The organism is Paenibacillus sabinae T27, assembly GCF_000612505.1.
Classification (GTDB): domain Bacteria; phylum Bacillota; class Bacilli; order Paenibacillales; family Paenibacillaceae; genus Paenibacillus_AQ; species Paenibacillus_AQ sabinae.
Genome location: NZ_CP004078.1, coordinates 3,753,344 through 3,766,865 on the forward strand (window position 1 = coordinate 3,753,344; position 13,522 = coordinate 3,766,865).

General features: G+C 55.9%; 10 protein-coding genes. All 10 read right to left on the reverse strand.

Annotated features, from left to right (window positions below):
* Positions 1–12 precede the first annotated feature (12 nt).
* Positions 13–1,275, reverse strand: a complete 1,263-nt coding sequence (gene ftsA, locus PSAB_RS17370; protein WP_025335860.1) for a cell division protein FtsA — start codon at positions 1,273–1,275, stop codon at positions 13–15.
* A 270-nt stretch (positions 1,276–1,545) separates the two neighbouring features.
* Entirely contained in the window at positions 1,546–2,301 is a 756-nt protein-coding gene (locus tag PSAB_RS17375; RefSeq protein ID WP_025335861.1) for a cell division protein FtsQ/DivIB, read from the reverse strand.
* Between the two features lie 62 nt (positions 2,302–2,363).
* Positions 2,364–3,647 (reverse strand): UDP-N-acetylglucosamine 1-carboxyvinyltransferase, encoded by a 1,284-nt coding sequence (murA, locus tag PSAB_RS17380; protein WP_025335862.1) that lies wholly within the window; start codon positions 3,645–3,647, stop codon positions 2,364–2,366.
* A 286-nt stretch (positions 3,648–3,933) separates the two neighbouring features.
* A complete protein-coding gene (gene murG / locus PSAB_RS17385) occupies positions 3,934–5,043 on the reverse strand; it encodes an undecaprenyldiphospho-muramoylpentapeptide beta-N-acetylglucosaminyltransferase (RefSeq protein WP_025335863.1) in 1,110 nt (369 codons plus the stop codon).
* Positions 5,044–5,048: 5 nt separating this feature from the next.
* Positions 5,049–6,146, reverse strand: coding sequence for a stage V sporulation protein E (spoVE, locus tag PSAB_RS17390; RefSeq protein WP_025335864.1), 1,098 nt, complete (start codon positions 6,144–6,146; stop codon positions 5,049–5,051).
* Between the two features lie 51 nt (positions 6,147–6,197).
* Positions 6,198–7,619, reverse strand: coding sequence for a UDP-N-acetylmuramoyl-L-alanine--D-glutamate ligase (gene murD, locus PSAB_RS17395; RefSeq protein WP_025335865.1), 1,422 nt, complete (start codon positions 7,617–7,619; stop codon positions 6,198–6,200).
* A gap of 3 nt (positions 7,620–7,622) precedes the next feature.
* Positions 7,623–8,588 carry a phospho-N-acetylmuramoyl-pentapeptide-transferase gene (mraY, locus tag PSAB_RS17400; RefSeq protein ID WP_025335866.1) on the reverse strand — a complete coding sequence of 322 codons (966 nt, stop codon included), beginning with the start codon at positions 8,586–8,588 and terminating at the stop codon, positions 7,623–7,625.
* 21 nt (positions 8,589–8,609) lie between these two features.
* On the reverse strand, positions 8,610–10,013 hold the full coding sequence (locus PSAB_RS17405; protein WP_025335867.1) for a UDP-N-acetylmuramoyl-tripeptide--D-alanyl-D-alanine ligase: 1,404 nt from the start codon (positions 10,011–10,013) through the stop codon (positions 8,610–8,612).
* Positions 10,010–11,497 carry a UDP-N-acetylmuramoyl-L-alanyl-D-glutamate--2,6-diaminopimelate ligase gene (locus tag PSAB_RS17410; RefSeq protein ID WP_025335868.1) on the reverse strand — a complete coding sequence of 496 codons (1,488 nt, stop codon included), beginning with the start codon at positions 11,495–11,497 and terminating at the stop codon, positions 10,010–10,012. The genes PSAB_RS17405 and PSAB_RS17410 overlap by 4 nt, the downstream gene beginning before the upstream one ends.
* Before the next feature lie 38 nt (positions 11,498–11,535).
* Complete coding sequence (locus tag PSAB_RS17415) at positions 11,536–13,461, reverse strand: stage V sporulation protein D (protein WP_025335869.1); 1,926 nt, start codon at positions 13,459–13,461, stop codon at positions 11,536–11,538.
* Positions 13,462–13,522: the final 61 nt, after the last annotated feature.

Genomic DNA, 13,522 nt, shown 5'->3' on the forward strand with positions numbered 1-13,522 from the left:
TCTGGACATTCACTATATGAAATCGCTGAAAATATTTTTGAGTCGCTCCACGAATCCTTGCTTCTGGACGGCCTCCTGGCTTGGCGCGGCATTCGGCTTGCTGCGGCTGACCGTTTTCTTGTTCGCGCTAGCAGAGCCGCCGCGTCCCCGAAAGCTTCGGACAACGTGGTGCAAAATGCCGACGCCGCTTGTAAATCCGGGGTCTCTCACCCCGATGTAATCGGGTACCGCAATCCGGACGGACGCCGATAATTCCGATTGCGCCGCCTTCAATACGCCCGGCATCGATACAGTTCCACCCGTAAGTATATAACCTCCGGGGAGGTCACTGTAACCAAGCCGCTTCACTTCCTGGAGAATCAGGTGGAAAATCTCCTGGACCCGGGGCTCGATAATCGCCGCCAAATCCTCCTGATTGAACTCCTTCTCCACGTTGCTGCCGATTCTCAGCACCTTGAACACAACATCGGAGGCCGCGTCATCAATCCAGGCGCATCCGTATTTAAGCTTGACTTTCTCCGCCTGATCGGTCAGCGTCCGCAGTCCGTAGGCGATATCATTCGTAACAAATTCTCCGCCGATCGGTATCGTTGAGGTTGCAATAAGGGAACCTTCTTCATATACGGCAATCGTCGTCGCGCCCGCACCGATATCCACCAGAACCGCTCCCATTGATTTTTCATCTTTGGAAAGCGCTAACCCGCCAGCTCCGAGAGACATCAGTACGAGATCCTTAATCCTCAGCCCCGATTTCTCCACACAGCGCAGCAGGTTATGTATTGGCGTCTTGGCTCCGGTAACGATGGTGGCTTCTACTTCCAGGCGAACACCGATCATTCCGCGGGGGTCCTGAATGCCTTCAAGACCATCGACGATATATTGCTTGGCGACGACATCGATCACTTCGCGTTCAGGAGGCAGTGCGATCACTTCCGCAGCCTTGAGAACGCGCAGGATATCCTCCTCGCCGATTTCGCGATCTTCATTCTGGACGGCAACTACGCCATGGCTGGATTGCAGGCCGATATGATTGCCGGAAATGCCGACATACACTTCGGATATTTGAATGCCCACCATCTGTTCCGCGTGCTCGACTGCGTTTCTGATGGACTGTACCGTCTGATCGATGTCTACAATCGCGCCTTTGCGTATGCCTTCCGAGTCGGCAGAGCCGACACCGATAATATTCAAGGTTCCATTGGTAACTTCCCCGATAATTGCCCGAACTTTGGATGTACCGATGTCCAAACTAACAATGATGTCATTGTTGCTCAAGCCCTATGGCACCTCCCGATTGATCGTATTGGTTTCCGCCGCTTGAAAGGGGCGGGAAACGTCTTTCTACATATTCCACATGCCTATTCCTTTCCCTCTTTTTTCTACAAATTTTTTGACCGGAAAAAAGAAACTTTTCTTGGAAATAAAAGCAATAAGTGGATGTAAAAAACTTTGCTCTAATTTCAAAAAATCCGGAGAAAAAAGAGGGATGAAACTTTATAGCCCATAAAACCGATTGTAGCATTTTTTATTCCCTATGAGTAGTAGCTATTTATCATCTGCGCCCTCTTGCGCGCTGTCGCCCCGGAAAGGAACGTAGGAATCCGCCTCAAGCATCGTTATCATCCCCGGCTCTTTCGTTTCGATGACCTGGTTCAGATATTCCACTTTGTCCTTCAGCAGAGAGACGGCAGTGGTCACTTCAAAGTGCGAACGGGTATACAGCTTGATCCGGTCCGGAAAAGAGAGCGATGGCGACGGCACGATTTCAGAAATGTCGCTCGTCAGCTCATTCGGTATCCCGGCCAGCACTCCGCACAGCTTCGCTTTATACGGGTCCGTAGCCTTCCAGCCGGTCAGGATCGGCTTCTCCACCGCGATTCCGCTCTCGTCGATGGATACCGACGCGCCGCTGGACAGGATCGCCTTCAAGCTGCCTTTGGGATCAAGCTCGTACGCAACAGCTGGAAATTCGGTAACCTGAACCGAAATTACACCTGGAAAACGCTTGTCCACCGTCACCTTTTGCACCGTGTTCAGCTCAAGCAGCGACTTCTCCACTCCGCTCTTCGATACGGCGAAGAACTGTCCTCCTTTTTTGAGGCCGCTCTGCCGAAGAAGCTCTTCCGAAGTGGAATATTTGCTGCCGCGGAATTCGATTTCCGTAATGCGGCTGGCCGAAGAACGGAAAAAAATGACGCCTAGCAGCGCGATAAACAGCAGCAGCAGGATCGCCGTCACTTTACGGCTTCTTTTTTTCTTGGGCTTGTCCTCTTGAAGAACAGGCAGTCGGGTATTTGGCATTCTATAGTCTCCGTAGTAAGGCCCTGCCTCCCCCGTCTTTCGATTGGAGGAGACAGGGGAGTTTAATTGGCCAGATCAATGGGGCCCGGAACAGGCGTCCTGCGGCTGATCCGGGCGCCCAGCTTCTGAAACAGCAGTTCAATGCCGTCGTATCCTCTGTCAATATGATGAGCCTGTTCAACGACGGTGGTGCCTTGAGCGGCCAGCCCCGCTATGACGAGCGCCGCGCCGGCCCGTAAATCGGTCGCTTCCACCGTTGCCCCGTAGAGCCGTTTGACGCCCCGGATAAACGCACGGTTCAAATGGGTAGATATATCCGCGCCCATACGGGCCATTTCTTCCACATGCTTGAATCTTCCTTCAAATACGGTCTCCTTGATCACGCTGTAACCGTCGGCCAATGCGAGGAGCACCATAATCTGCGACTGAAGATCCGTCGGAAAAGATGGATAAGGGGAAGTAACAATACGTTCTACGGCCCGGGGACGCCCCATACAACTAATATTAATTATATCATTGCATACTGTGATTTGAACACCGGCGCGCTTCAGGACGTGAATCAGCGAATTCAGATGACCCACGTTGGTATGCGCGAGCGTGACGTCTCCCCGGGTCGCCGCGGCGGCAATCATGACGGTGCCTGCGACAATCCGGTCGGGAATGACTTCATAGCTGCACGGCAGCAGCTTCTGTACACCCTGAATGGTAATCGTATCGGTGCCCGCCCCGATAATGGAGGCGCCCATCCGGTTCAGGAAATTCTGCAGATCCTGGATCTCCGGCTCCCGGGCAGCTCCCGAAATCGTCGTGGTGCCCTCGGCTGTCGCGGCGGCCATCATAATATTTTCCGTCGCGCCGACGCTTGGAAAGTCGAGATGAATGTCACAGCCCTTCAGCCGCTTCGCCCGGCAGGAGATTTTACCGTTCGCTTCCTCGATCTCCGCCCCCAGAGACTCCAGCCCTCGCAAATGCAGATCGATCTTGCGTTCACCGATGGCGCAGCCTCCCGGCTGATAGATGGTTACTTCCCCGAATCTGGCCAGCAGAGGCCCCATCAGGAAGATGGAAGATCTCATTTGCTTCATCAGATCTTCCGGAACATGGGATGAACAGGCGGACGCCGTGTCCACCGTTACCGTATCTCCGTCATGTGCGGCAGTGCAGCCCAGCCGCTCCATAATCGCGAGCATCGTTTCGATGTCCAGCAGCTTCGGTACATTGTGCAGCGAGTGAACGCCTTCAGCCAGCAGGCTGGCGGCCAGTATGGGCAGCGCCGCGTTTTTTGCTCCATGGATACGTATGGTGCCTGACAGGGGAATTCCACCCTCAATCACCAATTTGTCCAATGTATCACCTCCGAGATTACCGCTCACCCCCCGCTTGATGCCGCCGGCGCTTTCGATAAAAGCACGCTTAAGCCGGCAAGGGCAGCCGCTTCCGTCTTTTGTCAGGCAGGCGATTAATCTCTTATCGGACGCAAGCTGCGCGCCCTCCGCCCTTCCGGTAAGCAGCCCTAGGTGATAGTCACGATTTATACCTTATCGTATGTCGATTCTCTCGAGTGTGTGACAGGATGGAGCGCCGGAACGAGGCATGCTGCCGTTATCGACCACGCTGCGGGCGGACAAGCATTCACTTGCCGCCCGCAAGCCGCCGAAGCTCCTTAACAACAAGCGCAGCGGAATCCCGCTTGCCCAGTTTGCTCGAGGCTTCGGACATGGACTTGCGGAGCGCCGGGTCGCCCGTAATAGAGCGGACCGCCTTGTACAGCGACTGGCCGGTTAAATCCTTCTCCAGGATCACAACCGCCGCTCCCGCGCGTTCCAGCTGCCGCGCATTCGCCTCCTGATGGTTGTTCGTCACATTCGGTGACGGAATGAGAACGGAGGGGATGCCCAGCGCCGTAATTTCCGCGAGAAACGAAGCTCCCGCACGGTTCACAATCAGGGAGGTGCAGGCGAGCACTTCCGGCATATTATGAACATAGGGCAGCACATGCAGCCAGTTCGGAAGGCTTCCCAGCTTCTCGCGCAGGCTCTTGCGGGTCCCCTCGTAATAAGGCTCGCCCGTGACGTACACGTAATGGACCTGCGATTCCTTGACGGCAAGCGAAGCCATCTCGATCATCGCCTCATTGATCGCTTTCGCCCCCCGGCTGCCGCCCACCACCAGCACGACCGTGCTGCCGTCCGGAATGCCCAGGGAAGCGAAGCCCCGCTGCGGATTCGCCTTGCTGACCGTTGTAGCGCGCGGGTTCCCCGTGTAAATCACGCGCTTGCCTGCCGGGAAGGCTGATTCGGTTCCCTCGAAGCTGACCGCCACGGTGCTCGCATACCGGCTCAAAAACTTGTTGGTCAGACCCGGTATGGCGTTCTGCTCATGAATCAGTGTTGGAATGCCAAGCTTGGAAGCGGCATAGACAACGGGTCCGCAGACATAGCCGCCCGTTCCGACGACCACATCGGGCTTAAATTCCTTCAGCATCCGCTTGGACTCTTTCACGCCTCTAAGGAAACGCATGACCGTCTTCACATTGTCAAGGGAAAGCTTCCGGCGGAACCCGGTAATATCGATCGATCGGAACGGAAGGTTCTCCTGGGGAACCAGCTTACTCTCCAGCCCCCGCGTCCCGCCGATATACAAAAATGCGGAAGCGTCTTCCTCAGCCTCCAGCTGCCTTGCCACGGCGACGGCGGGATAAATATGTCCTCCCGTGCCGCCGCCGCTTAATACGATACGCATTGCCTTCACCTCGCATAACGGGATAAGTTTAGTAGAATGCCGAGCGCCGTAAGCATCAGCGTCAGCGAAGAGCCGCCATAGCTGATCAGCGGCAGCGTAATGCCCGTGACCGGCATCATGCCGATGACCACGCCGATGTTGATGACGACCTGCACGGCCACCATGCAGACGATTCCGACGGCCAGATAGCTGCCGAAACGGTCCGGCAGGCTCATCGCCACCCTCATTCCCCGCCAGATCAGGATAAGGAACAGGGTGAGGACCGCAAGTCCGCCGATAAAACCCAGCTCCTCGGCCAGGATGGAAAATATAAAGTCCGTCTGCGGCTCAGGCACATAGCTGTATTTCTGCCGGCTCATGCCAAGCCCAAGTCCTCCAAGCCCTCCGGGGCCGATCGCATACAAGGACTGGATGATCTGATACCCCTTGCCAAGCGGGTCGGACCAGGGATCAAGGAACGCGGTAATCCGCTGAATCCGGTATGGGGCCGCGGCGACAAGTGCTGCAAATCCCGCGACTCCCGCCGCTCCGAGTCCGAGAAGATGCTTCATTCTTGCCCCGGCGGTAAAGACCATCATCAGAGTCGCCCCCATCATCACCGTTCCTGTGCCAAGATCGGGCTGAAGCATAATGAGTCCGAAGGCTGTCCCGATCAAGGCCAGCGGCGGCAGAAGGCCCCGCGTGAACGAAGTGATGTCGTAATCCTCGCGGCTCAGCCAGTTCGCCAGATAGAGAATCATCCCCATCTTCATGAATTCGGAGGGCTGGATGCCGAAAGAGCTGATGCCCAGCCAGCTTCGCGCGCCGCCGCGAACGACTCCGATTCCGGGAATCAATACAATCACAAGCAGCACGAAGCAGACGATAAGCGCCGGCCGGGACAGCCTCTTCAGGACCCGGTATTCCACATTGGCAGTAAAGAACATGGCGGCAAGACCAAGGGCGGCAAAGAGCAGCTGTCTTTTGACAAAATAAAAAGAATCGCCATAATTGCGAAAGCCCAGCACGGAGCCCGCACTGTACACCATAATCATGCCTATGGCCAGCAGCGCCAGAATCGGAATCAGCAGCCAGATATCCGGCGCGGGACGGGTCTTGTTCATGAGGAGCACACCTCTTGCATCGTAGTGGAGGCTTATCCATCACCCCCCTACTTACAGATTATGCACCGCCTCTTTAAAAATACGCCCGCGCTCCTCATAGGATGTGAACATGTCCCAGCTCGCGCAGGCGGGAGAGAGCAGAACCACATCTCCCTCTTCGGCGAGAGCGGCGGCTTCCCGCACGGCCTGCTTCAGCACCGAGGCGGCACTGTCTCCATTATCGACCGTGACAACCGTCTTTAATCCGGCAAGCTTCGCGACATGCGCAAGCTTGTCCTTCGTCTGTCCAAGCGCCACCAGCGCTTTGACGCGTCCCTCAAGGACCGGGACCAGCTCCAGATAGTCGGAGCCGCGGTCAAGCCCTCCGGCGATCAGCACGATCGGCTGGCGGAACGAAGCCAGCGCCATGGATGTCGCCTTGGCGTTGGTCGCCTTGGAGTTGTTGTAATACGCCGCGCCGCCCTTGGCCTCGACATACTCCAGCCGGTGCTCCACGCCCCGGAACGAAGCGATCGTTCCGGCGAGGCCCGCAGGGTCCGCTCCGGCAGCAATGGAGATGGCGCAGGCGGCCAGCGCATTTTCCACGTTAAAGCGGCCCGGGAGTCCGATAGAGTCCACCTCGGCGATTACAATCTCGCTCTCCGAATAGTCTCGGTAGACAATAACTCGTTTCAGATCGTCCTCGGTGCCCGTTACGTAGGAGGGACGTACAAACACGCCCTGCACCAGTTCCTCCGTCATCGAAAAGGGCAAAATCATGCCCTTCATATAAGGCACAAGCTCTCTGCAGTATGAATCGTCCCAGTTCAGCACGGCCGTGTCGCTCACACCCTGATTCGCAAACAGCTTGGCTTTGGAAGATACGTAATCGCTCAAATCGCCGTGATAGTCAAGGTGAGTTTCGGCCACATTCAACAGGCAGCCTACTTTTGGCCGGAAATCTTCCGTACCTTTAAGCTGAAAGCTGCTCAGCTCCACCACCATCCAGTTATCCGCCGTTGCTTCCTGCGCCGCTTGTGTCAGAGGAGTGCCGATATTTCCGGCCACAATCGGGTTCATACCGGCGGCTTCCAGCATTTTCCCAACCCAGGTGGTTGTGGTTGTCTTGCCGTTGGACCCGGTTATGCCGATGATCGGCGCCGCGCACAGATGATAGGCGACCTCCACCTCCGTCACCACTTCGATACCCAGTTCAAGCGCTCGCTTTACAGGCGGAACGCTGTAGGGAATTCCGGGATTTTTAACAACGAGCTTGATACCTTCGTGGATGAGTCCTTCCGGGTGCCCTCCGCATATAACAGAAATTCCCAAAGACTCCAGTTCGGAAGCTTCGGGACATTGTTCTCTTTCTTTTTTGTCGTTCACCGTGACAACGGCGCCATGCTCATGCAGCACCTTGGCCACCTGAACGCCGCTCTTGGCAAGCCCAAGAACGACGATTTGTTCACCGCGGTACATATCCGGATGTTTCATTATCTACAACCCCTTGCTGATATAAAGTCCCAGACCGGCCAGCACGATGCCTACCGCCCAGAAGGTAATGACTACACGCCATTCCGACCATCCGCCAAGCTCGAAGTGATGATGGATCGGGCTCATGCGGAAAATGCGTTTGCCGCGCGTCTTGAAGGACGCAACCTGCAGGATAACCGACAGCATTTCGATGACAAACACGCCGCCGATCACAACAAACAGCAGCTCTGTTTTGGTAACAATCGCAATGGCACCGATCGCGCCGCCAATGCCAAAGGAACCGAAATCGCCCATAAATACCTTGGCCGGATGAGCATTGAATACCAGAAAGCCAAGCACCGCACCAATCATCGCCGCGGCACATACTCCGGCCGCAATAGAAGTAGCCTGCATGGCCACTACTGCAAAGGCAGCAAGCGCAATGGCGCTGACGCCCGATAACAATCCGTCTACTCCATCGGTGAAATTGACCGCGTTGGTTACAGCCATCATCATGAGGATGATAAACGGATAATAGAACCAGCCGCCCCAGTCAAAGCTGATGGCTGTGCCCGGGATGCTGATGCTTGTATTGTGTCCGGCGGAAATCAGCAGGCCGCATATGACGGCACCCACCAATAGCTGTCCGAACAGCTTTTGCCGCGGAGTCAGTCCAAGTGAACGTTTAAAGACGATTTTGATATAATCATCCAGAAAGCCGACCATGCCATAACCAAGCATAGCTACCAAAAGGACATAAAAGTCCGTATTAATGACAGAAAACTTTAGAAATGACAAGGTGGACGCCAGCATGATGATAATTCCGCCCATCGTGGGCGTCCCCGCTTTTTTCAAATGAGTCTGAGGCCCGTCGTCGCGAACCTGCTGTCCGAATTTCAAGCGGCGCAGCAGCGGAATGATGAGCGGAGCGGCAATGACCGCAAGGATAAAGGATACGGCGATAGTTAGAAGCAAAAGTTGATAATCCACGGGTTCATCCTCTCCAAATCTTTAACTTTGATCAAAATGGGCGTGCAGCCGCTGAAGCGATTCTTCCAGCCGCATGCCTCGGGACGCCTTAAACAGCACGATATCCTTCGGATCTGTCTTCGATAGAAGCAGATCGGTCATTGCGGACTTATCGGTAAAAGCATACACCCGGTCCGGACCGAACCTCTTCGCGGCAGCCTCGGCAAGATGAGCGGAAAGCGGACCGTATGCAAAGACGAGATCGACCTTCTCCGGGTCCAGATAAGCCCCGACTTCCGCATGAAAGGCGGCTTCGTCCGGCCCAAGCTCAAGCATGTCCCCCAGCACCGCAATTTTGGAGCCAGCGCCCTTCATGGACTGAAGCACATCGATCGCGGCCTTCATCGACGTCGGACTGGCATTGTACGCATCGTTCAGCAGCGTAAGGCCGGAGGACGCCCGGATCAGCTCGATCCGCATTCCGGTCAGCTTGAGTCTGCCGAGACCGGCGGCCATCTCCTCTTCGCTTACTCCGTAATGGCTCGCCACTGCCAGCGCGGCCAGACTGTTCACGACATTGTGTCTGCCGGGCAGCGGGAGCGTGAAGACCTGCTCGCCGTGGAGGCTGCTCGTGAATGTCGTTCCGCCTTCATGCGCCATGATTCCCGTCGGATAATCGTCATTTCCGGTATCAAGGCCGAAACGGAACGTCTTCAGGTCCTCCGGCGCCGCAAATCCCGGCTCGCCCATAACCTCGGCAAGCAGCGGTTCATCCCCGTTATAAATGAGCAGGCCCCCGGGTTTTAGCCCTTCGGCGATTTCCAGCTTCGCCCGGGCGATTTCCTTCCGCGAGCCAAGCTGCAGAAGATGCGATTCGCCGATATTGGTAATAACGGCCGTATCGGGCTCGGCGATGGATGAGAGAAGGGATATCTCTCCCCTTGAGCTCATGCCCATTTCCAGCACGGCGATTTCCGTATCCGCCGCCATGGACAGCACGGTGAGCGGCAGGCCGATATGGTTATTGAAGTTCCCCTGCGTCTTGTGTACCTTGAACCGCGTCTCTAACAGAGCAGTAATGATATCCTTGGTCGTCGTCTTCCCGTTGCTGCCGGTGACGGCAACCACGCGCGGAGCGACTTCCTTCAGATAGGCGGATGCCAGGCGTTGGAGCGCCTCCAGCGTATCGTCCACCAGGACGGCATTTCCCTGCGGAACGGCGCCTTTATTTCGTGTCCACAGCGTCGCGGCCGCTCCCGCCTTCAGAGCGGACTCGCTGTAATCATGTCCGTCAAAGCTGTCGCCGACCAGCGGGACGAACAGGCAGCCGGGCGTAATTTTACGGGAGTCGGTAACCACTCCCGTTATTAAAGCCTCGGCTGTGCTGCCCGGAGACAGCTCGCCCCCGCACATGGCGGCTATGCTTTGCAGTGTTCTTGTAATCAATGGCTTCTACCCCTTATAGCTTCTTTGGCGACAATTCGGTCATCGAAGTCGAGAACGGCGCCGCCAATCAGTTGGTAGGTCTCATGACCTTTCCCCGCAATCAATACTACATCGCCGGGGCTTGCCACATCAATAGCTTTCCCGATCGCTTCGCGCCGGTCAACAATCAGCTCATACCGGCTGGTGTCCACACCGTCTTCAACCAGTCCCGCCTCAATGTCCTTCAAAATGGCTTCCGGATCTTCGGTCCGCGGGTTATCGGAAGTGACAAGGATGTGATCGCTGTACTTGGCTGCGATTTTGCCCATCAGCGGCCGTTTTGTCCGGTCGCGGTCGCCGCCGCAGCCGAAGACGGTCAGCACTTTTCCTTCGGCAAATTCGCGGACCGTGCGAAGCACATTTTCCAATCCATCCGGAGTATGTGCGTAATCCACAACAACCGCGTACGGTTGACCTTCGTCCACCGATTCCACCCGGCCGCTCACGCCCGGCACCGCTTCGAGGCTCGCTTTGATGTCCGCAAGCGGAATATCCTCCAGCAGAGCGGCGGTTATGGCGGCAAGCGCGTTGTAGACATTGAATTTACCCACCATTTTCAGCGAAATATCGGCATTTCCCTTAAAGGTCGTCACATGAAACGAGGTGCCTTTGGCCGTAATGGAAATCTGCGAGGCGCGGACGCCAGCTTCGTTGTCGATCCCGTATGTAATGGTCTCCGCCGCGGTCTGGGCCGCAAAGTAAGTGCTTGCCTCATCGTCAGCATTCAGTACGGCGTATTTACGTTCTTCCTTTAAGGGCGAGATAGCATTTCCAAGTCTTGCGAAAAACAGTCCCTTCGCCGCGCGATACTCTTCCATCGTATGATGATAATCCAAATGGTCCTGTGTCAAATTCGTGAATATAGCGGTGCGGAAATCCGTTCCTTTTACCCGCCCCTGCTCAAGCGCATGCGAGGAAACCTCCATCACGCAGCTTTGCACGCCTTGAGAGACCATATCACTAAGCGCGCGTTGAAGCTCCAGCGATTCCGGCGTCGTCCGGGGCATCGGATAGCTGACTCCGCCGTAGCGCATTTGGATCGTCCCGATGAGCCCTGTCTTCACGCCATGATCTTCCAAAATGCGCTCGATCAAATAGGTCGTCGTCGTCTTTCCGTTCGTTCCAGTAACGCCGATCATCTTCATCCGGCTGCTAGGCGACCCGAAGAACGTATTCGCCAGGACGGCCATCGCAAACCGGCTGTCACCCACAATAATCTGCGGCAGATCGATATCGAGCTGGCGTTCCACAACTAGCGCCGCCGCGCCGCTTGCTGCCGCCTGCGGCGCAAAGTCATGTCCATCGACGGTAAAGCCGGGGAGGCAAATGAACAAATCTCCGGGCTTTACCTTCCGGGAATCGGCCTGCAAATCGGTAATTTCGGTTTCGCCGCTGCCGATCAAACGCGAAACCGCCAGACAGGAAGACAGTTCTTCAAGTTTCATCTTAATCCCTCGCTCCATCGTATCGAATCTCTTTATCATTATGGACTGGAAGAGCCCATATAAATCCGGATCGTCGATCCCCGTTCCACTCTTGTTCCCGGTTTCGGCGCCTGATTGATAACCGTGTCTCCGGTGCCGGAGCGGACAAGATTGAAGTTCATGTTCATATCCTCGTAAATATCCTGTACCGTAGCGCCGACGAGGTCCGGCACAACGTCAATCGGCGTCTCTCCCAGCTTGTAAGCTTTGGGAAGCTGATCCGCGCGCTTGGGCACCTTCATATAGTTCAGGGAATCCTCCAGAATATTCTGCACAATCGGCGCGGCCACGACGCCGCCAAACTGAATGCCTTTCGGATTATCCACCGCGGTGTAGACTACAATTTGTGGATCGTCCGCAGGCGCGAAGCCGATGAACGAAACGATATGCTCCGTCGTGGAGTACCGTCCGTTAATGACTTTTTGCGCGGTCCCTGTCTTGCCGCCAACGCGGTAGCCGTCAATGAACGCCGGGCGGCCCGTTCCTTTGGCGACGACGCTCTCCAGCGCCTCACGCACCTTCCTGGACGTTTCTTCCGTGATGACCTGACGCTCCATCTCGGGTTTGATCTCGGATACGGTTTGACCGGTATCCGGGTTAATCCACGCTTTGGCGATATGCGGCTTAAACAGCTTCCCGCCGTTGATGGCCGCTGAAACCGCCGCGATCTGCTGGATCGGCGTCACGGATACGCCCTGCCCGAAGGCCGTTGTCGCCAGTTCGACCGGACCGACCCGCGCCGGCTTGAACAGGATGCCGTTCTCCTCGCCGTTCAGGTCGATTCCCGTTTTGCTGCCGAAGCCGAAATTGCGGATATACTGGAACAGCGCATCCTTTCCAAGTCTTTGCCCAAGAGCGACAAAACCCGGGTTGCAGGAATTCTCGACCACCTGCAGGAAGGTCTCGCTGCCGTGGCCGCCTTTTTTCCAGCAGCGCAGCTTAGCTCCCGCCACCTCGATAAAGCCGGGGTCATAGAAGCGTTCATTCTTCAAATCGACTTTATTCTCGTTTAGCGCCGCCGCGAGCGTAATGATCTTGAACGTTGAACCGGGCTCATATGTCATCCAGATCGGCAGGTTCCGGTTGTAAACGGCGGGATCATACTCTTTGTACTGCCCCGGCTCATATCCCGGCCGGCTTGCCATCGCGAGAATCTCCCCGTTCTTCGGATTCATGGCGATCGCCCAGCTCGCGTTGGCCTGATATTTGACCATGGCCTGGTCCAGTTCCCTCTCCATGATCGACTGAATTTGCTTGTCGATGGTCAGTTCCAGATTCAGGCCATCCTGGGGCTTCGAATATGTCTCGGAGGAGTTCGGCATAAGCCGCCCGCCCGCGTCGGACAAATAAGAGATATTCCCGCCGATTCCCTTAAGCAGCTTGTCATAGACATTTTCAATTCCTGTTATTCCCTGATTGTCAATGCCAGTAAATCCGAGGATATGCGCCGCCAGATCTCCATACGGGTAAAACCGCTTGCTGTCCTCAGCCACAACGATGCCCGGCAGCTGCAAATCACGAATGTCCCCGGCTAGCTCCATCGTAATTTTGCGTCCGCCGGGCTGCAGTCTCACCGTGGATTCACGTTTTGATAACAAGGTCACCAGCTTCTCCTGCGTCATACCCAGAAGGGGGGCCAGCTTCATCGCCGTTCCTTCCTTGTCCTTGACCTGTACCGGAATGGCGTACACGGTCGGCGAGCTGATGTTGTAGGCCAGCGGAATCCCTTCACGGTCCATAATTTCCCCGCGTTTGGCCGTAAAGGGAATATTCCGGCGCCACGAATTTTCCGCCTTGGCCGACAGTTCTTCGCCCTTGGACAGCTGCACATAGGCGAGACGCAGGGCCAGAGCCATAAATAACACGGCCAGCCCCAGCAAAGTCCACAGCATCCGCCGCCGCGACACGACTCTCGAAACCTTCATCTCTGTCATCCCCGCTTTCCCTTCAATAGACATGTACTCTTTCCTTCATGACTATTCAGGA